Here is a 22,732-nt window from a genome sequence, read left to right as displayed (position 1 = left end):
TTTTGTCATGAATACACCCGCCCTACGCATCTCTCTCGTCAGCGAAACCTTCCCACCCGAAATCAACGGCGTGGCCAACACCCTTGGCCGCCTCAGCGAAGGTTTGCGACAGCGTGGCCATCACGTGGAAATCGTTCGCCCGCGGCAAGCCAACGAAGCACCGACGAATGATGAACAGGACCTGTTGCTCTGCCGTGGCTGGGCGCTGCCCGGCTATCCCGGCCTGCAATGGGGCGAAGTGTCGATGCACAAGCTGCTGCGTCGCTGGCGCCGGCAGCGCCCGGACGTGCTGTACATCGCAACCGAAGGTCCATTGGGCCTGAGCGCCCTGCGCGCAGCCCGGCGCCTTGGGGTTGCCGTGGTCAGTGGCTTTCACACCAACTTCCCGCAATATTCCGGCCAATACGGCCTCGGCCTGCTGGCGCGCCTGCTCACCCATTACCTGCGCTGGTTCCATCGGCGCACCGCCGCCACGCTGGTACCCAGCGTCAGCCAGCGGCTGGAGCTGGAACGGCGCGGGTTCGAGCGCCTGGCCTTGATGGCCCGGGGTGTCGACGCCAACCTGTTCACCCCAGCCCGCCGCAGCCAGCCGTTACGGGAAAGCTGGGGGCTCGGCGCCGACGACATCGCCGTACTGCACGTCGGGCGCCTGGCCGCAGAAAAGAACCTGGGGCTGTTGCAACCCTGCCTGCAAGCCTTGCAGAAAACTTATCCACAGCGGCGTCTGCGGCTGGTAGTGGTAGGCGATGGCCCGCAGCGGGCAGCCCTTGAGCAGCAAATGCCGGATGCGCTGTTCTGCGGCGCTCAGCGCGGCGAAGCGCTGGCCGAGCATTACGCCAGCGGTGACCTGTTCCTGTTTCCGAGCCTGACCGAAACTTTCGGCAACGTAGTACTCGAAGCCATGGCCTCTGGCCTGGCCGTAGTCGCCTACGACGAAGCCGCCGCAGCCCAGCATATCCGCCATGGCCACAGTGGCGCGCTGGCCATGCCTGGCGACCAGTGCGCGTTCGTCGATGCCGCCTGCTGGCTGCTGGAAGAAGACGAGACCCTGCGCCGGGTCCGCCTCAACGCCCGCCAGCACGCCAGCCGTCAAGGCTGGCCAGCGATCGTCGAGCAATTCGAATCACATCTGTTGAACGCCTGCCATACGGCGCCAGCCGGCACCCGGCCGACGGGCGCCGCGCTGGCGATCAAGCCAGGGTCGTCAACGCCTCGCGGCTGAACGGCAGCACATCCGCCTCACGCCCTTCACGCACCTTTTGCGCCCATTCGGCATCCACCAGCAGCGCGCGGCCAACCGCCACCAGGTCGAACTCTTCATCGCCCAAACGACGCAGCAAGCCTTCCAGGCTGGCTGGCTTGGCCACCTTGTCGGTGGCGACCATAAACTGCAGGAACTCGCCATCGAGCCCCACGCTGCCGACCGTGATGGTCGGTTTTCCGGTGAGTGTGCGGGTCCATCCGGCCAGGTTCAGCTCGGAACCTTCGAACTCTGGCTCCCAGAAGCGTCGGGTCGAGCAATGGAAGATATCCACACCTGCCGCCGACAGCGGCTCAAGGAACGCGACCAGTGCTTGCGGGCTTTCCACCAGGCGCGCGCTGTAGTCCTGCTGCTTCCACTGCGAGAAGCGAAAGATGATCGGGAAGTCCGGCCCCACCGCAGCGCGCACGGCCTGGATCAGCTCGATGGCGAAGCGCGAGCGGCCGGCCAGGTCACCACCATACTCGTCGCTGCGGCGGTTGCTGGCCTCCCAGAAGAACTGGTCGATCAGGTAGCCGTGGGCGCCATGGATCTCCACGCCATCCATGCCAATGGCCTTGGCGTCGCGGGCCGCGTCGGCGAAGGCGGTGATCACTTCGCGAATATCCTCATGGGTCATGCCGTGCACCAGCACCTGCCCGTCCTTGAGCTTCTCGCTCGGCCCGTAACCCGGCACGCTGGCGTCCGGTTCGGTGCCCAGGCGGCGCACCGAGCCCACGTGCCACAGCTGCGGCACGATGCGGCCACCTTCGGCATGCACTGCGTCGACCACCTGCTTCCAGCCGGCCAAGGCATCTTCACCATGAAAGCGCGGCACATTGGGGTAACCGTTGGCGGCCTTGTGACCAACCGTGGTGCCCTCGGTGATGATCAGCCCCACGCCTGCTGCGGCACGGCGGCGGTAGTACTCGACCACGCCGGCATGCGGCACACCACCGGGGCAAAAGGTACGGGTCATGGGCGCCATGACGACGCGGGTCGGCAGCTCGAGCGCGCCGAGGGTGAAGGGTTGGAACAGTGGATTGGTGGACATTGGCGCTTCCGTCTGATGGAGGAAATGCGCCTGAGGGTAGGGGCAGCGCGTGGCTGGGCCCAGCATTATTGATTTGAGTGATTCGCAGGTATCGTGGTGAACAACTGTAGGAGCGGGTTTACCCGCGAATGCGCCGGTATGGCCACTGCAGCATCCGCGGGTAAACCCGTTCCCACAGGGTGTGGAGTCAGCTCAAGGCCTTCTCGATTGCCTGTACTACAGACGGATCATCCGGTGCGGTACGCGGGGCAAAGCGCGCCAGCACCCGGCCATCCTTGCCCACCAGAAACTTCTCGAAGTTCCAGCTGATGTCCCCAGGGAATTCAGCGCCCTCGCCCGCCAGCAGGCGGTACAGCGAGTGGCGCTGCGGCCCGTTGACCTCGAGCTTGGCACCGAGCGGGAAGCTCACGCCATAGTTCAGGCTGCAGAAATCCTGGATTTCCCTTTCGCTGCCAGGCTCCTGGCCGGCGAACTGGTTGCAAGGCAGGCCCAGCACATTGAACCCCTTGCCCTTGAACTGCTGCTGGAGCTTTTCCAGCGAGGCGTATTGCGGCGTCAAACCACACTTGGAGGCAACATTGACCACCAGCACCACCTGGCCCTTGAACGGTGCCAGGGGCAGATCCTCGCCGTTCAGCGCCTTCAACGTCAGGTCGTGAAATGCACTCATGATGAATCCCCTCTCAAGTTCCCGGTTGCCGCAGGGGGCGAATTGCGCCCACTAAAAAGGCGCTCTTGCAAGCCGCGCACCTCCCGTTGGAGAGGCATGCCGGCTTGTCCGAGCGCCTGGCGACTTTCTGAGCTTAGCGCAGAAAATCAGTGGTGATGGCCACCTTCACCGTGGATGTGACGGTGAGCGATTTCTTCTTCGCTGGCGTCACGCACGTCGACAACCTTGACCTTGAAGTTCAGGCGCTGGCCAGCCAGCGGGTGGTTGCCGTCGACGGTGATGTCGTCGCCGTCGATATCGCGGATGGTGACGATCTGCATCTGGCCATCCGGCGCCGAAGCGTGGAACTGCATGCCGACTTCCAGCTGGTCGACGCCTTCGAACAGGCTGCGGTTCAGGGTGCTGACCAGCTCGGCCAGGTACTCGCCGTAGGCGTCTTCCGGCTCGATGGCAACTTCCAGCTCGTCACCGGCTTGCTTGCCTTCCAGGGCTTTTTCCAGGCCCGGGATGATGTTGGCGGCACCGTGCAGGTAAACCAGCGGCGCACCACCGGCGGAGCTGTCGATGGTCTCCCCGGCGTCGTTGGTCAGGGTATAGTCGATGGAGACAGCCTTGTTGGCGGCGATCAGCATGGGGCAAGACCTTTTGCAAAAGTATGTAGAGCGGACAAGTGTAACCAAGGCCTCGCCCGATTGCGACCGCAGCGCGGACGAGGGGCGACCCATCAGTCGGATCACCGGCTTCCACCAGGACGAAGAAGGCCACTGGGTGGTCGAGCTGTCCTGCGGCCACACCCAGCACCTGCGCCACCAGCCACCATGGCAGGCACGGCCGTGGGTACTCGACGCCGGGCAGCGCGCCCGGCGCATCGGCCAGGCATTCGCCTGTGGCTGGTGCGCACAAGGGGCCGATAGCGCTACCCTTGGGCGTTGATTCCTTGCACCGCTTATTTCGAGAAGCACGCATGCAGACTTTTTTCATTGCGCCGACCGACTTTGGTGTCGGCCTGACTTCCATCAGCCTGGGCCTGGTACGAACCTTGGAGCGTGCCGGGCTCAAGGTCGGCTTCTTCAAGCCGATCGCCCAGCCCCACCCCGGCGACACTGGCCCGGAGCGCTCCACCGAACTGGTTGCCCGTACCCACGGTATCAAGCCACCTGTGCCGCTGAGCCTGGCCCATGTCGAGCGCATGCTCGGCGATGGCCAGCTGGACGAGTTGCTCGAAGAGATCATCCGCCTGTATCAGCAAGCCTGCATCGGCAATGACGTGGTGGTGGTCGAGGGCATGGTGCCGACCCGCCACGCGAGCTATGCGGCGCGGGTCAACCTGCACCTGGCCAAGAGCCTGGATGCCGAAGTGATCCTGGTCTCGGCCCCGGAAAACGAAGTGCTCAGCGAGCTGTCCGGGCGGGTCGAACTGCAGGCCCAGATGTTCGGCGGCCCACGCGATCCAAAAGTGCTCGGGGTGATCCTCAACAAGGTGCGCACCGACGAAAGCATGGCCGACTTTGCCACCCGCCTGCGCGAACACTCGCCGCTGCTGCGTGGCAACGACTTCCGCCTGCTTGGCTGCATCCCCTACCAGCCCGAGCTGAACGCCCCGCGCACCCGCGACGTGGCCGAACTGCTCGGTGCACAGGTGCTCAACGCTGGCGACTACGAGCAGCGGCGGATGAACAAGATCATCATCTGCGCCCGCACCGTGGCCAATACCGTGCCACTGCTGACCCCAGGCACCCTGGTGGTGACCCCAGGCGATCGCGACGACATCATCCTCGCCGTGAGCCTGGCCGCCATCAACGGCGTGCCCCTGGCCGGCCTGCTGCTGACCAGCGACAGCAAGCCCGACGCACGCATCCTTGGCCTGTGCCGTGGCGCCCTGCAGGCCGGCCTGCCGATCCTGTCAGTGAGCACGGGCTCCTACGACACCGCCAACCTGCTCAACTCGCTGAACCGCGAAATCCCCGTGGATGACCGTGACCGGGCCGAGTTCATCACCGACTTCGTCGCCAGCCACCTGGATGCCGCCTGGCTGCACCAACGTTGTGGCACGCCACGGGAAATGCGGCTGTCGCCGGCGGTGTTCCGCTACCAGCTGATCCAGCGGGCACAACAGGCCAACAAACGCATCGTCCTGCCGGAAGGCGCCGAGCCGCTACTGGTCCAGGCCGCTGCAATCTGCCAGGCGCGCGGCATCGCCCGCTGTGTGCTGCTGGCCAAGCCCGAGGCAGTCGAAGCCGTGGCCCGTGCGCAAGGCATCACCCTGCCGCCGGGCCTGGAAGTGCTCGACCCCGAGCTGATTCGCGGGCGCTACGTCGAGCCGATGGTCAACCTGCGCAAGAGCAAGAACCTCAATGCGCCCATGGCCGAGCAGCAACTGGAAGACCCGGTAGTGATCGGCACCATGATGCTGGCCCTGGACGAGGTCGATGGCCTGGTCTCGGGCCTGGTGCATTCCACCGCCAACACCATTCGCCCCGCCCTGCAGTTGATCAAGACCGCGCCCGGCGCCAGCCTGGTGTCGTCGGTGTTCTTCATGCTGTTCCCCGAGCAGGTGCTGGTGTATGGGGACTGCGTGATGAATCCACACCCCAGCGCCAGCGAGCTGGCCGAAATTGCCCGGCAGAGCGCCGAATCGGCACAAGCCTTCGGCATCGCGCCAAGGGTGGCGATGATCAGCTATTCGAGCGATTCGGCCAGTGACGAGGAAGTTGGGAAAGTGCGTGAAGCCACCCGCCTGGCACAGGCTGCAGAGCAAGGGCTGCTGATTGACGGGCCGCTGCAGTATGACGCCGCTGCCAACCCGCAAGTCGCTCGCCAGCTGGCGCCAGATAGCCAGGTGGCCGGGCGTGCAACGGTGTTCGTGTTCCCGGACCTGAACACTGGCAACACCACCCACAAGGCGGTGCAGCGCAGCACTGACGGGGTCAGCCTGGGGCCAATGCTGCAGGGGCTGCGCAAGCCGGTGAACGACTTGCCACGCGGGGCGCAGGTGGACGATATCGTGCATACCATCGCCCTGACTGCGATTCAGGCGAGCGTAGTGCGGTAAGTACTGGGGGCGCTTTGCGCCCCTATCGCGACACAAGGCCGCTCCTACCGGGGACCGCATAGTTCTGAAACTGCGCGATAGCCTGCGAGAGCGGCCTTGTGTCGGGGCAGGGCCGCAAAGCGGCCCCGGCGATCAATTATGGGTACTGCTGAACCTGGCCCTGCTGCTGGTCATACTGCTGACCCGGGATAGGCTTCAGGTTGACCTCCACACGGCGGTTCTGTGCGCGGCCATTGGCGTCGGCGTTGCTGGCGATCGGCTGGTCCGGGCCCATGCCACGTACCGTCACACGCGAAGCATCCACACCCTGCGAGGTCAGGTAGGTGCTGACTGCCTGAGCGCGGCGCTGCGACAGGTCCATGTTGTGCTGGCGGCTGCCGGTACTGTCGGTGAAGCCCACCACTTCGATGGTGTTCTGGTTGAACGACTTGAACGAGTTGGCCAGGTTGTTCAGCGGGTTGTAGAAGCTCGGCGAAATATTGGCCGAGTCGGTGGCGAAGGTGATATTGCCCGGCATGATCAACTTGATCTGGTCACCCTGGCGCTGTACTTCGACGCCGGTGTTGGCCATTTTCGCGCGCAGCTCGGCTTCCTGCTTGTCGGCGTAGTAGCCGTAACCAGCGGCGGCGGCACCCACTGCTGCGGCGCCGATCAGCGCGCCCTTGCCACGGTTGTTGTGGTCGATGGCGGCACCGGCGATAGCACCGGCCAGGGCGCCCAGGCCGCCGTACTTGGCGGTCTTGCTCATCCCCGTGGACTCGCCCTGAGCCTGGCCTTGGCTGTCATAAGGGTTCTGCCCGGCGCAACCGGTCATCAGGGCTGCAGCGGTTGCGACGATAATCAGACGACGCATGGTGAACATGGACAAGCTCCTACAAAAATTCGTGTGTGCGGCAGACCATGGAGGGATCTATGCCAGCCTTGGATTGCCAGGATACGGAAAAATTCCATGAAAGGCTTTTCATGCCAGCTCAGGCCCGTACGAAAGGGTTCTCGCGCATCTCGTCGCCCAGGCGGGTGTCAGGCCCGTGGCCGGTGACCACGATGGCATCTTCGTCCAGCCGATACAGCCGCTCCTTGATCGATCGCACGATAGCGCGCTGATCGCCGCCCCACAGGTCGGTACGGCCGATACCACGGCGGAACAGGGTGTCACCGGCGATCAATAGCTTGGCGTCGGCGAACCAGAAACTCATCGAACCTGGCGTGTGCCCTGGCGTGTGCAGGGCAACACCACAGCCGCAGGCAAGCTGCTCATCATCGCCGAGCCAACGGTCTGGCGACGGCACCGGGGTGTAAGGCACGCCGAACATCTGGCATTGCATCTCCAGGTTGTCCCACAGCGGCTGGTCCTGCTTGTGCAGGTGCAAGGTAGCGCCGGTGAGCTCCTTGAGCTTGCCCGAAGCGAGGAAATGGTCGAAGTGTGCGTGGGTGTGGATGATGCTCACCAGGGTCAGGCCATGGGCCTGCAGGCGGGCGAGGATCTTGTCCGGGTCACCACCCGGGTCGACGACGATGGCCTTCTTGCTGACCGGGTCGCCGATCAGCGTGCAGTTGCACTGCAGGGGGCCTACGGGGAAAGTTTCGCGGATGAGGGTGGTTGGGGCAGTGTTCATGGGGACTCCTGAATACTGTCGCAATGGTAGCGTGGTCTGGAGTGCCTGTCTTGGGAGATGCAGCGCCTGTGAGATCGAGCGCCGCCCGCGCGGCGCATCGCGGATAAATCCGCTCCTACATCTGTTGCAACGTGGCCATGCCTGTGAGGCCATGGTTGTCAGCCGGTTTACACGGCTCAAGAGATGCGCGAGGGCAGGCGACATTGGCTTAACAGGTTCGGCACGTTGCAACAGATGTAGGAGCGGATTTATCCGCGATGCGCCGCGCGGGCGGCGCTCGATCTCATAGGCGCTGAAGATGCTGTGGCGAACACATGGCGGCCCTGACGCTAAGGCAAATACAACCTGAACAACCCGCCCCCAAGCGCCCCACCATTGGCAATCTCGATCCGGCCGCGCACGCCATTACGCGCATGCAACGCCGCAATCCGCGCCGCGAAGTACAGCCCGAGCCCGGTACTGCCGCTCTGCGAGTCGATGCCCTGCACGTAATCCTGCTGACGCTCGAGCATCTTCGCCGGATAGCCCGGGCCGTCGTCGTTGACGCTGATGACCAGATGCTCGTCTTCCTCGCCTATGCTGACCAACAGCGCATGGCCTGCATAGCGAGTTGCGTTGGTGATCACATTGGCGATCACCGAGGCCACCAGCTCACGGTCGAAGAAACCCAGCGGGTTGTCGGTGTCGACACGCCAGGTCGCCAGAATGTCGTTGTGCTGCAGCACTTCCTGGTGGGCCGCCAGTTGGGCTTCGATGAAGTCATCCAGCTCATGGTAGTCCGGGCATACCGGCAGCTGGTTTACGCCCAGCTTGTATAGCCCCAGCAACTGCACCAGCATGCCGTTGAGGTGGCGAAACTCATGCTCGATCACCCCCTGCTCGGTACCGCAGCGCCATTCTTCAGGTAGCCGTGCCAGCCACTGGTCATGGGACTGGATCAACGCTGACAGCGAGTTCTTCAGGTCATGCACGGTGGAGGCGATCACCGTGGAAAAATCCAGCCCCTGGTTATCCTGGCTCATGCGCCGAAGACCTTGATGTGCAGTTTGCGGTAACGGTCGTAGCGGCTGTCGCTGGTCGGGATACCGGCCACGCGGGTCAGGCAGTCGCGGCATTCCTGCAGGATCACCGGCGGGGTCACCTCGCCACCGATGCGCAGCAAGGCCTGCGCCGTATTAAGCGCGATGCTGATGTTCTTCGGTTGCAGCGACAGGGCCTTGCGGAACATCTGCAAGGCTTCGTTGAGCTGCCCCGCCTGGTAGCTGCGCACGCCTTGGCGGTTGAGGTCGACCGCTTCGGTGACCGCGCCCAGCACGGCCGGGTCGTCAGTCAGTGTGGCCACACTCTGCATGACCTTGGGGTCGTCACCGTAGGTTTCCACGCAAGCCTTGAGAATGCTGCCGCCGGCCGCTTCCTGGCCGAGCGTCTGCAGTTGCCTGGCCACGGTCAAGGCCGCCTCGACCGAGAAGAACTGGTCCATCTTCTCCAGCCGCTGCATGGCCTGTTCGGTAAGCTTGGCGGCAGTCTCGGGGTCGCCTGCCTGCTGCAGACTGGCGGCCTTCATCAGCCGGGCACGTACTTGCAGGCCCTGGTCTTCGATGTTGTCCTTGGCCACTTCGCTGAGCACGGTGTTGATTTCGACCCGGGCGCGGGCATCCAGGCCAAAGCCTGCGTTCTTGCTCATCAGGGCCTGAACCAGCCCAAGGTTGCTTTCGGCATCCTTGTAACGCGAGCTCTGCCCCTGATTCACCGCATGGCGGAAGGCCTTGGAGGCACTTTCGAAGTCGTCGTTGCCCAGCGCCAACTTGCCCAAAGCAGCCTGCCGGCGCACCGCCAGGGGTGACAAGCGTACCGCCTCCTCGAGCATGCTCTGGGCACGCCTGGTTTCGCCCTGAGCGACCAGCACTTCGGCCATGCCATCGTACAGCCCGGGCATGATCGGGAATGCCTTGAGCGCCTGCTCGTAGACGCCCTGGGCCTGGGCGTTCTGCCCACGCTTGTGCATCAGGCTGCCCAGCGCCGAATACACCCAGGGTTGCGGGCGGCTGGCGAGGATGCTCTTGAGAAACTTCTCCAGCTCATCGAAGCGGTTGAGGTCGCGCAGCGCGTCGGCGCGGTAGCGCAGGCACAACGGCGCAAAACGCGGGTCCTTCTTGCACAGCTCGGCGCACGCCGCCAGCACTTCGGCCGGGCGACCACGGTCGAGGGCCTGCAAAATCGGCTTGAGCAGGGTCTTGCGCTGGGTCAGCTTGTCCAGGCGCTGGGCCAGGCCCACACGGTTGAACGGTTTGGTCAGGTAGGCGTCAGGCTCGTGCTCCAAGGCACTGAGCACGATGGCCTGGCTGCTCTCGGCCGTGACCATGATGAATACGCATTCATGGCTGATCAGTTTGTCGAGGATCAAGTCTTCGAGGACCTGCTGGCCGTTCTTCTTGCCGTCGCCGAGGTGGAAGTCCTGGAGGATATAGTCGTAGCGCTTCTGCCCGCACATGCGCAGGGCCTGCTCACCGCTGTCGGCGGTGTCCACATCACGCACGCCCAGTTCGCGCAGCATGGAACGGGTCGACGTGCGGAAGTCGGTGAAGTCGTCGACGATCAGAAAGCTTTTTTGCCCGTACTGCAGCATCAACTCGACCTGTATTGGGTAGATGGGTGGATGGCGCGAGGCGATGCATATCGCCGAAACCTGTATCGGCAACCGGCCTGGAAAGATGAGGGTGGAGAATGCAGCGCAATCACGACATGACAGCATAATGGCCTATAGCCATCATTTTATAGTGCCATGCCGATTGCGGCTACCTTCAGGCCAGCAAGCCCAGCGATTTGGCCCGCGCCACTGCCTGGGTGCGACGCTCCACCCCCAGCTTGCTGTTGATATGGCTGGCATGGGTCTTGACGGTGTGCAGGGAGATGAACAGGCGCTCGCTGATCTGCTGATTGGAACAGCCTTGGGCGATCAACTCGAGCACCGCCAGCTCCCGACCGCTCAGTGCTTCAGCAGCGATACCTGCAGATGCCGCTGGCTCGGGCAGGCGAGCCAGCAGTTCAGCCTGAGCCTGACAGGCTGGTTGCGCCAGCAGTTGCTCACGTAGCCACGCAGGGTGCGATTCGATCAGCCGCTGGAAGGGTTGCAACACCCCACCCCGGGCTGCACTCAACGCCATGGGCAGCAACTGCGCTGCCTGTGCATCACGCCCCTCGCTCAACAACAGGTCGACCCACTGCGACAGTGCATGCAGGGTGAGCATCATGCCGCCACTGGCCTGCCCGCGTTCGGCCAAGGCGCTCAGGCGCGCCAAGGCGTCTTCGCTGCGCTGCTGTACACGCTCGAGCAGTGCCTGCTGCAATTCGATATGCAGTGGCAACAACGGGTGGAACTCTGGCGCCGCCGCAGGGTGCTCACCGCCGTACGTCTGGCCCAGGCGCAGCAACCAGGATTCGGCCAGGTCAATTCGGCCCTGGGCGAGCCACAGCTCGCACTTCACCAGGGTAATCATTGCCAGGTAGAAGATCGGTGGCACATCCCAGATGTGCATCAACCGCTCCGCCTCGGCCAGCTCGGCGAACGCCTCGGCAAACTGGCCCTCACGGCCATCGAGCGAGGCGATCACACAATGGCCGATCAGCACGCTGATATCGCGGCAGGCACGCGCCTCGCCGAGCCCTGCGCGCAAGCGCGCACGACCTTGCGCGGGCTGCAGGCGCGCCACCAGCAGGTAACCTTCGTACAGGGTCAGGCGCGCCCGCACCGCGTACAGCCGCTGTGCCGACAACCCCTGCAGGCGCTGCAACCCCTGACGCACTTCATCCAACGCCCGCAGAACCTCGCCGCGGGCATGCAGCACCCGCGCACGATCGTAATGCGCCAGCGCCTCGAACAATGGGTTACCGACACGCTGCGCCAGTTCCAGCGCCTCGCGGTTCCAGCCGCGCGCACGCCAGAAGTCGCCATCGGCAATGGCCAGGTTGGACAGCGTCGACAGGCACACCAGGCGTTGCCCATAGCGTTTGCTCGGCAGGCTCTGCAGCGCTTCGCCGCAATAGGCCAGCGTGCGTTCGCGGTCACCCCGGCCACGGGCGATGACCCCGCTCAGGGCCAGCCATTGCGCCAGCATCGACTTCTGCGCGGTGGCTGAAGGCGCGGGCAGGAAGCGGCTGAGGTAACTGGCCAACTCCTCAGCGGCATCCAGCTGGCAGGCCAGGCCAAGCGCCCAGCTGTACAGCACGATCAACCGTGGCGTGCTGATCAGCAGGCTGTCGGGCAGGTCCATCTTCCAACGCAACAGCATGCCGACGTTCTGCTCTGCCAGCAGTTGTTCCTCGGACAGGCTCTGCACCAGGTCGGCAGCAACGTCGAGGTGGCCGGCGCGCAACGCCTGCTCCACGGCCTCATCGAGCAAGCCCTGGCCCTGGAACCAGCAGCTGGCGCGCAGGTACAGGCGCGCCAGCGGTTCGCTGGACTGGCGGCTGCGCAGCAGGTCGGAGAACAGGTGATGGTAGCGATACCAGTGGCCATGCTCGTCCAGTGGTACCAGGAACACCTGATGCGCCTGCAGATAACGCAGGATCGCGGCACTGTCGCTACGCTCACGCAGCGCATCGCAGAGCGCTGCACAGAAGCGCTCCTGGCAGGCCGTATCGAACAGAAACGCCTGCACATCTGCTGGCAGCATCTCGATGACTTCTTCCAACAAGTAATCGCGGATCAACCCTTCGCCACCGTGCAGGGCTTGAGGCAAAGCATTCTCGTCACCGGCTTCGCTGGCTGCCAGCTGCCAGAACCGCAGCCCGGCCACCCAGCCGTCACTGCGTTGAATCAGGTTGTCGAGCGCCTGACCGCGCAGCCCCGTAGGTTGGCGGCCAATTACCGACAGGGACTCCTCCGGGGTCAGGCGCAGGTCCTGCTCACTGAGTTCGGTCAACTGCCGTGACAAGCGCAGCCGGGCCAGGTGCCAGTCCGGGCGCTGACGGCTGGTCACCAGCAGTACCAGGCCAGCAGGCAAGTGATTGAGGAAGAATTGCAGGCAGCGATCGAGTACCGGCCCCTGGGCCAGATGGTAGTCGTCCAGCACCAGCAGCAAGGGCGTGTCGGCCTGGAGGTAGAGCCCCAACTCGTCAAGCAGGCTGTCGAGCCACTCTTCGAACGCAAAGGGCTGGTGGCGCTGACGCATCTTCAGCAGGCCCATGGCCTGCCCGCCCAGAGCCGGGCAGTACTGCTGCAGGCCTTCGAGCAGGCGTTCGAGGAAACGACCGGGGTCAGCATCCCGTTGGCTCAGGCCGAGCCAGAGGCTGCGCCAATGGCTCGGCAGTGACTCGCAGAACTCGATGGCCAGGGAGCTTTTGCCAAAACCGGCGGGGGCGTTGACCAGCAGCAAGCGCCCGCCAAGACCGCCCTGCAAGCGCTGGCACAGGCGTGCACGCGGCACGTGGCCGTCCGGCTGCGGTGGCCGGAAGAAACGCCCGTCCAGCGGGCCCAGGGCCTGGCTGGCGAATCCATGCGTACGGGACAGATCTGTCATGGCCGGCTCGTTCTGTTGGGAAAACTACGGCGGTACGGATGTTTGCGAGACTAGCGGGTAATGCAACGCATTTGAAGACAATGGGCGCCATTTGCCTGGAAAAGTCTGCGACAAAAAGCAACATGGGTGATGGACAGGGGCTGGGGCGCGGCTGTGACGCAGCATTCAGCGGTTTTATCGGCCGGGCAAACAGAAACGCCCCGGCAAGCCGGGGCGTTCTGGGAGGGTCACACGGAGTTGCGGCTTTTCAGCTCAACGGATGCCCGACTGGCGCAGGGCGGCTGGCTGGAAATCGGCTTTGCTGGCAGTGAAGCCGAAGTCGTAAGCTTTTTTCTCTTCGTTCTTCATGCCCAGTGCCAGATAGCGGCCCGACTGCAGGTCGTAGATGGCTTCCAGGGTGTACCACGGTACCTGGTTGTTGTAGTACGGCTGGGCATGCGCTTCGGAGATCCGCCACAACTGACCGCGCCCGTCATACTGGTCGATCACCGCAGCCTGCCAGGTGTCCTCGTCGATGTAGAAGTCACGTTTGGCGTAGATGTGCCGCTGGCCCGGCTTGAGCGTCGCGACCACATGCCATACCCGGCGCAACTCATAGCGGGTCAGGTCCTGGTTGATGTGCCCGGCCTTGAGGATGTCGGCGTACTTGAGCTTGGGGTCATCCAGCTTGAAGGCGTTGGAGGCGATGTACATCTCCTTCTTGCCCTCGAGCTTCCAGTCGTAGCGGTCCGGCGCGCCGTTGTACATGTCCAGGTTGTCCGAGGTGCGCAGGCCGTCGGCCGCAGTACCCGGGCCGTCGTACGACACTTGCGGGGCCTGGCGCACACGACGCTGGCCGGCGTTGTAGATCCATGCCTTGCGCGGTTCCTTGACCTGATCGAGGGTCTCGTGCACCAGCAGCACGGTCCCGGCCAGGCGTGCCGGCGCGGTCACTTCCTGCTTGAAGTAGAACAGGATGTTGCCTGGGTTGTTCGGGTCGTAGTCCTTCATCTTGTCGCGGAAGACGAACTGGTCGGCGAAATACACCAGGCTGTAGGAGCCGTTCTGCTGCGGGGTTGCCTGGGTCACCAGGCGGCTGACACTGCCGCCGCGGTACCGGGTGATGTGGTTCCAGATCACTTCCAGGCCGCTTTTCGGGATCGGGAACGGCACGGCAGTCTGGAAGTTGTTCAGGCCGTTGCCACCTTCGACCAGGGTGGTCGCGGTGGCGTTCTTCTTGATGGCAGCGAACACATCGTCAGGCACCGTGGAACCACGGTGGGTCTTGAACACCGGGATCTTGAAGGTGTCCGGGTAGCGCTTGAGCATCGCCAGCTGGCCAGGGGAGAGCTTGTCCTTGTACTGCTCGGCATTCTGCGCGGTGATGGTAAACAGCGGTTTGTCGCTGCCGTACGGGTCAGACAGGAAACCTTTGGCATCGACGCTGCCAGCGGTTTTCGACAGTGGCTCCCACGGGCCGATCGAACCATCGGCGTTACCGGCCTTTTCCGCGCCCATCGGGGTGAGGGTGCTGCCAAGTTTTGCCGCTTCATCGGCGGATACCGCAGCCATGACGCTGGTCGCCAGCAGGGACAGGCCCAGTACACCGGCTTGCAGCAGACTTCTGGTCTTGTTCATCTCGTGTCGTCCTGGATCAATGTTCTTAGAAGTTCACGCCGAAGCTGAGTGCGACGAAGTCGCGATCATCCACGGTGCTGTACTTGCCGTCGAAGAAGTTGGTGTACGACAGGCTGGCGGTGTAGGTTTGCTGATACTCCGCGTCCAGGCCGAGGCTGATCGCCTTGCGCCCTTCTTCGAAGTTGCCGCCCGGGCCCGGCGAATAGCCATCGACGTCATGCGACCAGGCCACGCTCGGGCGCAGGTTCACCCCGGCGAAGACGTTGTTGTAATCCCAGATCGCACGCACGCGGTAACCCCAGGAATCCGCAGTGGTGTAACCATCGTTTTCGCAGTAGCGCGACACGTTGTTGGCATTCGAGGTGCCGAGCGTGCTGGTGTTGAGCGCCTCGCACTGGCCGTTGGGCAGCGGGCCCGGGCCGAATACCGGGTCACGCCCGTAACGTGCCTTGGAAGTGCTCTCCAGGCCGCCGACGTGGGTCCAGCCGACTTCGCCGACCATGGTCAGCCGCTCCGCGCCCATCACCTGGTCGAAGAAGTGGGTGAACGTGGTCTGCAGCTGGGTGACTTCCTTGCGGCGGTAGCCAGGCTGGTCCGCCCCCGGCGTACCTTGCAGCACGGATACGTTGGGGTTGAGCGGGGTCAGGCCCGAATAGAGGATGTCGGTGGTATTGAGCTGCACCGGGGCATTCGGCCGATAGCTGATTTCCCCGCTCCAGGCAGTGCCGGTGGGCAGTGTGGTCGAGAAGCTCAGGCCATACAGGCGGATGTCTTCCGGGTACTCAACGTAGTAGCTGGAGTTACCGGCCACCTGCAACGGCATCAGGCTGGGTAGCAGATTGGCCAACGCGGCGGCCGGCACGCCCGCTCTGACCAGCGCAGCGCCCAGGCCGCTGGTGCTGTAGAACTGAGCGTCTGCGCCACGACCGCTGAAGATTGGCGCGCGGCTGTGATAGTTCATGAAGTAGCCACCGAACTCGGTGTTGAGCGGCTCGAACATGTAACGCAGGGCAACACCAAACTGGCCGCTGTCGCGTGCATCGCGGTCCGCGCCACGGCGCACGATAACCCCTTCATCCGGGTTACCGTAGGTCACGCCCCGGGCGGCCAGGGTGTTGTTTACCGGAGTCGCCAGCGGCCCAAGCCGGCTGCTCAGCGAGTTGCGTGTGGCGAGCACCGCCAGGTTGTTGTTGCAACCGTCGGCGATCACGTCCGGCTGGGAGAAGAACGTCCCGCAGTTGTCGACAACTGTCTGGTCCCATTCAATCTGATAGAAGCCTTCGGCCGACAGGTTGTCGGTCAGGCTTTGCGACACGTAGAACATGTTGACCGGGATCAGGCCTTCCTTGATCTCGGCACCAGGGCGGCGGAACGCCGACACATCGATCGGGTTGATCGAGTTGATGCCACCGCCGATGAAGGTACTTTCGCCCCAGCTCACCACCTGCTTGCCCAGACGCACCGAGCCTGGCTGATCGCCGAGCGCGTAGTTGTGGTAGACGAAGGCATCGAGCAGCTCCGAGCCCGCCGACTTGGCGCCTTCCTTGCGGTTGGAGTCGCTGATGTCCTTGAATTCGCGGTTTTCGTCTTTCAGTTCGAAGTCGTACCAGTACTTGCCGCGCACGAACACACCGGTGTCGCCGTACTTCAGTTCGAGGTCATGGATGCCTTTGAAGATCTTCGAGAAGGTTTCGCCCTTCTTGAAGTTCAGGTGGCCATCGTCGGAGGTCTGCGACAGGCCCTTGCCGCCGTTGTTGGCCCCGATCAGGTTCTTGTTGGGGTTGGCAGTGGACCAGCTGGCGCCAACGGAGAGCGACGAGTCGAACTGGCCTTCGATTTCACCAATGTTGAAACTGACAGCGAAAGCAGGACTTGCGAGCGTGGAAGCAAGGCTGACGGCCAAGGGCAACTTGGCCCGGCGCCAGAACGGATATGCAGATTTCATCGACGCTACTCCATGTACTTTATTGTTATGGCAGTGAGTCCTTTCAGAAACGGCCCGAGCGACCGGTGTGCAGGTTTCCCCCGCAGCGGCACGTCTTGCGCGTGCCGCCCTCCCCCATTCCTGAAAATCCCCTGACCCCGACTATAGCCAGCAGGCTCAGGTGCTTGATCCCTCTAAAGTGTGATTTGCGCACCAGGTGCCAAATTGCCCCGGCGTTTCCCGGGCAGCGCATTGGCCGTGCTGAAGCATGGCCGATATTTTTCGTTTGGCAAGGTTTGAACCTGTCTAGCATGCGGGCCACATTGTGTCGTGCGCAGCCCGCGGCGTGCCTACAAGGTAGACAGGAAGGCACTGTTACTGGCCTGCCACTGCACGATGTCCTGGCGGATGCGCTTCTTGTCGAGCTTGCCGACGCTCGTCTTGGGAATTTCAGTAACAATGGCGATCTGGCTTGGAATGGCCCACTTGTTGATGTGCCCTTCCTCGACGAATGGCTTGAGGTGCTCCTTGAGCGCCTTGGCATCGATCGCCTTGTCGTCACGCACCACCAGCAGGGCGAACGGGCGCTCGCCCCATTGCGGGTCGGCTACCCCTACCACTGCCACCTCGCGCACGGCCGGATGACGGCTGATCAGGTCTTCGAGGTCGAGCGAGGAGATCCACTCGCCGCCGGTCTTGATCACGTCCTTGATGCGGTCGCGGATGTCGATGTAGCCCATGCCGTCGAGGGTGGCGACGTCACCGGTGTGCAGCCAGCCACCCTGCCACAGCTCCTCGCTCTTTTCCGGCTCCTTGAAGTACCCCATGGTCAGCCATGGCGCACGCAGCACCAGTTCGCCCTGGGTCTCGCCATCGGCCGGCAGGAATTTGCCATCGCCATCGACGATCGCCGCTTCCACCAGCGGCACCGGCACACCGGCCTTGATGCGATAGGTGACGCGCTCATCCTCGCTGCCGGCCTGCAGCTCGTCATTCAGGTGCGCGGCGGAAATCAGTGGGCAGGTCTCCGACATGCCGTACGCCGCCGTCAGCTGGATACCCCGGGCCAGCGCCGCTTCGTACAACGCCCGGTTGAGCGCGCTGCCGCCGATGATGATCTTCCAGCCAGCGAAGTTCTCGCCCTGGGAGGACGGGCAGTTGAGCAGCATCTGCAAAATGGTCGGCACACAGTGTGAAAAAGTGACCTTCTCTTCGCGCCACAGCTTGACCAGCATGTCCGGCTCGTAGCGGCCCGGGTAGACCTGCTTCATGCCAAGCATGGTGGCCGCATAGGGGATGCCCCAGGCATGCACGTGGAACATTGGCGTGATCGGCATGTACACGTCGTTGCTGCCAAGCAGGCGCACGCTGTCGATGCTGCCGGTCACCGCGGCTTCGGCCAGGGTATGCAGCACCAGCTGGCGGTGGGTGAAGTAGACACCCTTGGGGTTGCCGGTGGTGCCGGTGGTGTAGAAGGTGGTGGCCACCGAGTTCTCGTCAAAATCCGGGAAGTCGTAGCGCGGGCTTGCAGCGGCGAGCAGTTGTTCGTATTCGCCGATCAGGTTCGGCAGCTCGGCAGTCTTGTCCGGGCCATCGGTGATCAGCACGGTCTTGTCGACCGTGGTCAGCTGCCCGGCAATGGCCTGATAGAGGCCGACGAAATCGCTGTTGACCAGCACGAAGCGGTCTTCGGCGTGGTTCATGGTGTAGAGGATCTGCTCGGGCGAGAGACGCACGTTGATGGTGTGCACCACCGCGCCGATCATCGGGATGGCGAACATGCACTCCAGGTAACGGTGGCTGTCCCAGTCCATCACCGCCACAGTGTCACCCGCCTTGACCCCGGCTTCGGTGAGCACGTTGGCGAGGCGGGCGATACGCTCGTTCAGCTGCGGATAAGTCAGGCGCAGCTGATCGCGATAGACGATCTCGCGGGTCTTTTCGTAGCGGCTGCCGGACATCAGCAGGCGCTTGATCAACAGAGGGAAGGTATAGGCGCCCTCGGCGGGCTTGATGATGCGGGTCTGCAACATGGTGATCCCTTTTCTGAAAAGCATGCCGAACAAGTCTGGATCTACTGTAGTAGCTCAATGTGACGGTCAAATCAGCCGAAGGAATGATTTGGCGGTGCAAGGTATGAGTGGCATTGTGCGGGTTGATGGATCAACCCCTGCCCTGCCACCGGAGCTTCCCGTGATGCCCAGCTTGCGCCGTGCCGTGTTTCTCGATCACCAATCCCTGGACCTTGGCGACCTCGACCTGTCGCCGTTGCAGCAGCAGTTCGACGAATTCGAGCTGTTTGCCGCCACCCGCCCGGAGCAGGTCGCCGAACGCCTGCAGGGCGCTGTCGCGGTGGTCAGCAACAAGGTCATGCTCGATGCCGCCGCACTGGCCGCCAACCCGCAGCTGAAGCTGATCCTGGTGGCCGCGACCGGCACCAACAATGTCGACCTGGCCGCTGCCCGCGCCCAGGGCATCACCGTCTGCAACTGCCAGGGTTATGGCACGCCATCGGTAGCCCAGCACACCATCGCCCTGCTGCTGGCCCTGGCCACGCGCCTGTGCGACTACAATCAGGCGGTGGCAGACGGCCAGTGGGCCAAGGCCAGCCAGTTCTGCCTGCTCGATTTCCCGATTGTCGAACTAGAAGGCAAGACCCTCGGCCTGCTCGGCCATGGCGAACTGGGTGGCGCAGTGGCACGCCTGGCCGAAGCCTTCGGCATGCGCGTGCTGAGCGGGCAGATCCCTGGCCGCCCGGCCCGTGATGACCGCCTGGCGCTGGACCAACTGCTGCCGCAGGTCGACGCGCTGACCCTGCACTGCCCACTCAACGAGCACACCCGGCACATGATCGGCGCCCGCGAACTGGCGCTGCTGAAAAAAGGCGCGCTGGTGGTCAACACCGCCCGTGGCGGCCTGATCGACGAACAGGCCTTGGCCGACGCCTTGCGCAATGGCCACCTGGGCGGCGCCGCCACCGATGTGCTGAGCGTCGAGCCGCCGGTCAATGGCAACCCGCTGCTGGAAAAGGACATCCCGCGCCTGCTGATTACCCCGCACAGCGCCTGGGGCGCGGTGGAGTCGCGCCAGCGCATCGTCGGCCAGCTCAGCGAAAACGCCGAGGCTTTCTTCAAAGGCCAGCCCCGCCGCGTGGTCAGCTGAGTCAAGAGCCCGGCTCTGCTACACTGCGCCACTTTTTTCAGGAGGCGTCGTCCATGGACCCGCGCAGTGAAGTATTGCTCCGCCAGGCAGAGCTGTTCCAGGGCCCGCTGCTGCTCGCTGGCGCCCCCGCCGACGGCCTGCTTGGGCAACTGCCCCAGGCCCATGGCTGGGCCTGGCACGCCGGTGACCAGGCCATGCTCGACAGCCGCTTCGCCGGGCGCAGCCACTATGGTGTCGACGTGCCGCCGGTGGCTTTCGAGGCGGCCGTGCTGTTCCTGCCCAAGTCGCGCGAACTGGCGGCTTACCTGCTCAATGCCCTGGCCTCACGCCTGGCCGGCCGAGAGCTGTACCTGGTGGGGGAAAAGCGTGGCGGCATCGAAGGCGCAGCCAAGCAGCTGCAGGCGTTCGGCAAACCACGCAAGCTCGATAGCGCACGGCATTGCCAGCTGTGGCAGGTGACCGTGGACAACGCCCCACAAGCCAAACCACTGGAAAGCCTGGCCGAGCGCTTCACGCTCGACCTCGAAGACGGCCCACTGCAGGTGGTGAGCCTGCCAGGAGTGTTCAGCCACGGCCGCCTTGACCGCGGCACCGCCCTGCTGCTCAAGCACCTGGACAACCTGCCGGTCGGTCACGTGCTCGACTTCGGCTGTGGTGCTGGCGTGCTGGGTGCCACAGTAAAACGACGTTACCCACACAGCCGGGTCACGCTGCTGGATGTCGACGCCTTTGCCGTCGCAGCCAGCCGCCTGACACTGGCGGCCAACAGCCTTGAGGGCGAGGTCATCAGTGGCGATGGCATCGATGCCGCGCCCACCGACCTGAGCCTGATCCTGAGCAACCCACCGTTCCACACCGGGGTGCACACCAATTACCAGGCGTCGGAGAACCTGCTGAAAAAATCCGGCCAACATCTGCGAAAAGGTGGAGAAATGCGCCTTGTAGCGAATAGCTTCCTGCGCTATCAGCCATTGATCGAGGGCGCCCTTGGCAACTGCCAGACCTGCGCCGAGGCCGATGGCTTCCGTATCTATCGCGCCACACGCGGATAAAAACAGGGCTTGCCGAAACCGATTCGGCTAGGCAGAATCCGCACCGTCCTAGGGGAGTAGTCTCCCGCGAGCGCCCTGCTCGCCCGGTACGCGTCAACATACTTGGCCCACAGGCCATGGCGCGTGCGACCCAGCGACCTGCACAGACAGGTCCGGGGTTTGACAAGACCTATGACACGCACACCTTACCCGGGGCGGGGAGGCTGTACGTGTCATAGCCGTGTCGACCCGCCCCCGTAGGAATCCTGATGCTGGAATCTCTGTTGGTCCCCACCGCAATCGTTGCCTTGGCTGAAATCGGCGACAAGACGCAATTGCTCGCACTCATCCTCGCCGCACGCTTCCGCAAGCCTTGGCCAATCATCGCCGGCATCATCGCCGCCACCCTGGCCAACCATGCGGCCGCCGGTGCAGTGGGTGCCTGGGTCGGCAGTTTCTTCACCGAGTCGGTGCTGCACTGGGTGCTTGCCGCAAGCTTTACCGCCACTGCGCTGTGGACCTTGGTACCCGACAAGATGGACGATGACGAGAACCCGGCACGCCGCTTCGGCCCGTTCCTGACCACGCTGATCGCCTTCTTCCTGGCCGAGATCGGTGACAAGACCCAGGTCGCCACGGTGATGCTGGCTGCCCAGTATCCGCACCTGATCCTGGTCATCCTCGGGACCACCTTGGGCATGCTGATTGCCAACGTGCCGGTGGTGCTGGCGGGTAACTTCGCCGCTGAGAAACTGCCACTGACGCTGATCCGTCGCCTGGCAGCTGCCGCGTTCTTCGTGCTGGCGATCGTGGCCGTGTACTCGGCGATGAAGACCAGCGGCTGGGTGGGATAAAAAAGTTGAAAGCAGCGGGCGCTTTGCGCCCTTTTCGCGACACAAGGCCGCGCCTACAGGTTATTGCATTCTCTTGTAGGAGCGGCCTTGTGTCGCGAAGGGCTGCAAAGCAGCCCCAGCGAGCTTACTTCTTGGCCGCTTCGTACAGCGGCATCACCTTCGGAATGGCCGCCTGCAACGAGGCAATCCGGCTGCTCGACGCCGGGTGAGTGCTCATGAACTCAGGCGGCGCACCTTCCGAAGCCTTGCTCATCTTGTTCCACAAGGTGATCGCGGCATTTGGGTCGTAGCCGGCACGCGCCGACAGCTCAAGGCCGATCAGGTCGGCCTCGTTCTCGTTGGCGCGGCTGTTGGGCAAGGTCATGGCGTAGTTCACCACGGTGTCGGCCATGGCCATGCTGTTCTGGCCAAGGCCAAACAATGCACCCGCGCCCTGGCGCGCCATCTCTACGCCATAGGCCTTGGACATCGCTTCGCGGCTGTGCTCGCGCAAGGCGTGGGCGATTTCGTGCCCGACCACAGCGGCAATTTCCGCATCGGTGAGCTTGAGCTGATCGATCAGCCCGGTGTAGACGATGATCTTGCCGCCCGGCCCGCAGTTGGCATTGAGCTCGTCACTCTTGATGACGTTGACTTCCCAGTTCCATTGCGCGGCATCAGGGCGGAACTGCGGCGCCTGGGCGATCAGCCGGCTGGCGATGGCCTGCACGCGCTTGGCGTCAGCACTGGATTTGTCGAGCACGCCCTTGCTCGAAGCCTCACCGAGGGTCTGCTGGTAGGACTGGGCGTACATCTGGTTGACCTCATCGGTCGAAAGCATGCTGAACATGTATTGCTGACGCTGGACGCCGACAGCACCGCCACTGGTGGTATTCACCGCCTGGCAGCCAGCTAGCAGGATGCCAGCACTCAACAGGCTGACGACAAAAGACTTACGCATGAAAACACTCCCTTTTTACATGCGCCGTATCCTAGGCCGAGTCACCCGTACCC

General features: G+C 63.6%; 18 protein-coding genes and 1 riboswitch. Of the genes, 6 read left to right on the top strand and 12 right to left on the bottom strand.

Annotated elements, in window-relative coordinates:
- Nucleotides 1–7 precede the first annotated feature (7 nt).
- The gene (locus tag H040_RS20395; protein WP_027918349.1) at nucleotides 8–1,222 is read left to right on the top strand and encodes a glycosyltransferase family 4 protein; all 1,215 of its coding nucleotides are present in this window, start codon (nucleotides 8–10) and stop codon (nucleotides 1,220–1,222) included.
- Here the strand turns inward: H040_RS20395 and H040_RS20390 are convergent.
- From H040_RS20390 to H040_RS20380, 3 genes are all read right to left on the bottom strand, one after another.
- A complete protein-coding gene (locus tag H040_RS20390) occupies nucleotides 1,191–2,294 on the bottom strand; it encodes an NADH:flavin oxidoreductase (protein WP_027918348.1) in 1,104 nt (367 codons plus the stop codon). The two genes, H040_RS20395 and H040_RS20390, sit on opposite strands and share 32 nt — an antisense overlap.
- A 187-nt stretch (nucleotides 2,295–2,481) precedes the next feature.
- Nucleotides 2,482–2,964 carry a glutathione peroxidase gene (locus H040_RS20385; RefSeq protein ID WP_027918347.1) on the bottom strand — a complete coding sequence of 161 codons (483 nt, stop codon included), beginning with the start codon at nucleotides 2,962–2,964 and terminating at the stop codon, nucleotides 2,482–2,484.
- A gap of 146 nt (nucleotides 2,965–3,110) precedes the next feature.
- Nucleotides 3,111–3,596, bottom strand: coding sequence for an FKBP-type peptidyl-prolyl cis-trans isomerase (locus H040_RS20380; RefSeq protein ID WP_027918346.1), 486 nt, complete (start codon nucleotides 3,594–3,596; stop codon nucleotides 3,111–3,113).
- Between H040_RS20380 and H040_RS20375 the strand changes: the two genes are divergently transcribed.
- Both H040_RS20375 and pta read left to right on the top strand, forming a co-directional pair.
- Nucleotides 3,595–3,897 carry a DUF3565 domain-containing protein gene (locus tag H040_RS20375; RefSeq protein WP_027918345.1) on the top strand — a complete coding sequence of 101 codons (303 nt, stop codon included), beginning with the start codon at nucleotides 3,595–3,597 and terminating at the stop codon, nucleotides 3,895–3,897. The genes H040_RS20380 and H040_RS20375 overlap by 2 nt on opposite strands.
- A gap of 31 nt (nucleotides 3,898–3,928) precedes the next feature.
- The gene (pta, locus tag H040_RS20370; protein WP_027918344.1) at nucleotides 3,929–6,016 is read left to right on the top strand and encodes a phosphate acetyltransferase; all 2,088 of its coding nucleotides are present in this window, start codon (nucleotides 3,929–3,931) and stop codon (nucleotides 6,014–6,016) included.
- Nucleotides 6,017–6,152: 136 nt separating this feature from the next.
- On the opposite strand, the gene H040_RS20365 is transcribed toward pta, so the two are convergent.
- The 8 genes from H040_RS20365 to H040_RS20320 form a co-directional block, all read right to left on the bottom strand.
- On the bottom strand, nucleotides 6,153–6,878 hold the full coding sequence (locus H040_RS20365) for an OmpA family protein (RefSeq protein WP_027918343.1): 726 nt from the start codon (nucleotides 6,876–6,878) through the stop codon (nucleotides 6,153–6,155).
- 109 nt (nucleotides 6,879–6,987) lie between these two features.
- Nucleotides 6,988–7,632, bottom strand: a complete 645-nt coding sequence (locus tag H040_RS20360; RefSeq protein ID WP_027918342.1) for an MBL fold metallo-hydrolase — start codon at nucleotides 7,630–7,632, stop codon at nucleotides 6,988–6,990.
- Nucleotides 7,633–7,961: 329 nt separating this feature from the next.
- Nucleotides 7,962–8,654, bottom strand: a complete 693-nt coding sequence (locus tag H040_RS20355) for a sensor histidine kinase (RefSeq protein ID WP_027918341.1) — start codon at nucleotides 8,652–8,654, stop codon at nucleotides 7,962–7,964.
- Nucleotides 8,651–10,258 (bottom strand): tetratricopeptide repeat-containing response regulator, encoded by a 1,608-nt coding sequence (locus H040_RS20350; protein WP_027918340.1) that lies wholly within the window; start codon nucleotides 10,256–10,258, stop codon nucleotides 8,651–8,653. The genes H040_RS20355 and H040_RS20350 overlap by 4 nt, the downstream gene beginning before the upstream one ends.
- Before the next feature lie 175 nt (nucleotides 10,259–10,433).
- Entirely contained in the window at nucleotides 10,434–13,151 is a 2,718-nt protein-coding gene (locus tag H040_RS20345; protein ID WP_027918339.1) for a LuxR C-terminal-related transcriptional regulator, read from the bottom strand.
- A 252-nt stretch (nucleotides 13,152–13,403) separates the two neighbouring features.
- Nucleotides 13,404–14,768, bottom strand: a complete 1,365-nt coding sequence (locus H040_RS20335; protein WP_027918338.1) for a DUF1329 domain-containing protein — start codon at nucleotides 14,766–14,768, stop codon at nucleotides 13,404–13,406.
- A 25-nt stretch (nucleotides 14,769–14,793) separates the two neighbouring features.
- The gene (locus H040_RS20330; RefSeq protein ID WP_027918337.1) at nucleotides 14,794–16,713 is read right to left on the bottom strand and encodes a DUF1302 domain-containing protein; all 1,920 of its coding nucleotides are present in this window, start codon (nucleotides 16,711–16,713) and stop codon (nucleotides 14,794–14,796) included.
- A gap of 329 nt (nucleotides 16,714–17,042) precedes the next feature.
- Nucleotides 17,043–18,725: a fatty acid--CoA ligase gene (locus H040_RS20320; RefSeq protein ID WP_027918336.1), complete on the bottom strand. Its 1,683-nt coding sequence runs from the start codon at nucleotides 18,723–18,725 to the stop codon at nucleotides 17,043–17,045.
- A 163-nt stretch (nucleotides 18,726–18,888) separates the two neighbouring features.
- Between H040_RS20320 and H040_RS20315 the strand changes: the two genes are divergently transcribed.
- The 3 genes from H040_RS20315 to H040_RS20305 all read left to right on the top strand — a co-directional run bounded on the left by H040_RS20315 (nucleotide 18,889) and on the right by H040_RS20305 (nucleotide 21,739).
- Complete coding sequence (locus H040_RS20315; protein ID WP_027918335.1) at nucleotides 18,889–19,854, top strand: 2-hydroxyacid dehydrogenase; 966 nt, start codon at nucleotides 18,889–18,891, stop codon at nucleotides 19,852–19,854.
- Nucleotides 19,855–19,907: 53 nt separating this feature from the next.
- The gene (locus tag H040_RS20310; RefSeq protein ID WP_027918334.1) at nucleotides 19,908–20,906 is read left to right on the top strand and encodes a class I SAM-dependent methyltransferase; all 999 of its coding nucleotides are present in this window, start codon (nucleotides 19,908–19,910) and stop codon (nucleotides 20,904–20,906) included.
- Nucleotides 20,907–20,945: 39 nt separating this feature from the next.
- Nucleotides 20,946–21,067, top strand: a riboswitch (yybP-ykoY riboswitch).
- A gap of 90 nt (nucleotides 21,068–21,157) precedes the next feature.
- On the top strand, nucleotides 21,158–21,739 hold the full coding sequence (locus H040_RS20305) for a TMEM165/GDT1 family protein (RefSeq protein WP_177326694.1): 582 nt from the start codon (nucleotides 21,158–21,160) through the stop codon (nucleotides 21,737–21,739).
- Nucleotides 21,740–21,863: 124 nt separating this feature from the next.
- Here H040_RS20305 and H040_RS20300 read toward each other — a convergent pair whose 3' ends face one another.
- Nucleotides 21,864–22,679, bottom strand: coding sequence for a M48 family metallopeptidase (locus H040_RS20300; protein ID WP_027918332.1), 816 nt, complete (start codon nucleotides 22,677–22,679; stop codon nucleotides 21,864–21,866).
- Nucleotides 22,680–22,732 lie beyond the last annotated feature (53 nt).

Source organism: Pseudomonas sp. URMO17WK12:I7 (genome assembly GCF_003269045.1).
Lineage (GTDB): Bacteria > Pseudomonadota > Gammaproteobacteria > Pseudomonadales > Pseudomonadaceae > Aquipseudomonas > Aquipseudomonas putida_J.
This window is presented reverse-complemented; position numbering and strand designations above follow the sequence as displayed.

Excerpts from the sequence above, each read along its gene's own strand:
- H040_RS20395 (WP_027918349.1), top strand. The coding sequence starts at position 8 with ATGAATACACCCGCCCTACGCATCTCTCTCGTCAGCGAAACCTTCCCA.
- H040_RS20390 (WP_027918348.1), bottom strand. The coding sequence starts at position 2,294 with ATGTCCACCAATCCACTGTTCCAACCCTTCACCCTCGGCGCGCTCGAG.
- H040_RS20385 (WP_027918347.1), bottom strand. The coding sequence starts at position 2,964 with ATGAGTGCATTTCACGACCTGACGTTGAAGGCGCTGAACGGCGAGGAT.
- H040_RS20375 (WP_027918345.1), top strand. The coding sequence starts at position 3,595 with ATGGGGCAAGACCTTTTGCAAAAGTATGTAGAGCGGACAAGTGTAACC.
- H040_RS20380 (WP_027918346.1), bottom strand. The coding sequence starts at position 3,596 with ATGCTGATCGCCGCCAACAAGGCTGTCTCCATCGACTATACCCTGACC.
- pta (WP_027918344.1), top strand. The coding sequence starts at position 3,929 with ATGCAGACTTTTTTCATTGCGCCGACCGACTTTGGTGTCGGCCTGACT.
- H040_RS20365 (WP_027918343.1), bottom strand. The coding sequence starts at position 6,878 with ATGTTCACCATGCGTCGTCTGATTATCGTCGCAACCGCTGCAGCCCTG.
- H040_RS20360 (WP_027918342.1), bottom strand. The coding sequence starts at position 7,632 with ATGAACACTGCCCCAACCACCCTCATCCGCGAAACTTTCCCCGTAGGC.
- H040_RS20355 (WP_027918341.1), bottom strand. The coding sequence starts at position 8,654 with ATGAGCCAGGATAACCAGGGGCTGGATTTTTCCACGGTGATCGCCTCC.
- H040_RS20350 (WP_027918340.1), bottom strand. The coding sequence starts at position 10,258 with ATGCTGCAGTACGGGCAAAAAAGCTTTCTGATCGTCGACGACTTCACC.
- H040_RS20345 (WP_027918339.1), bottom strand. The coding sequence starts at position 13,151 with ATGACAGATCTGTCCCGTACGCATGGATTCGCCAGCCAGGCCCTGGGC.
- H040_RS20335 (WP_027918338.1), bottom strand. The coding sequence starts at position 14,768 with ATGAACAAGACCAGAAGTCTGCTGCAAGCCGGTGTACTGGGCCTGTCC.
- H040_RS20330 (WP_027918337.1), bottom strand. The coding sequence starts at position 16,713 with ATGAAATCTGCATATCCGTTCTGGCGCCGGGCCAAGTTGCCCTTGGCC.
- H040_RS20320 (WP_027918336.1), bottom strand. The coding sequence starts at position 18,725 with ATGTTGCAGACCCGCATCATCAAGCCCGCCGAGGGCGCCTATACCTTC.
- H040_RS20315 (WP_027918335.1), top strand. The coding sequence starts at position 18,889 with ATGCCCAGCTTGCGCCGTGCCGTGTTTCTCGATCACCAATCCCTGGAC.
- H040_RS20310 (WP_027918334.1), top strand. The coding sequence starts at position 19,908 with ATGGACCCGCGCAGTGAAGTATTGCTCCGCCAGGCAGAGCTGTTCCAG.
- H040_RS20300 (WP_027918332.1), bottom strand. The coding sequence starts at position 22,679 with ATGCGTAAGTCTTTTGTCGTCAGCCTGTTGAGTGCTGGCATCCTGCTA.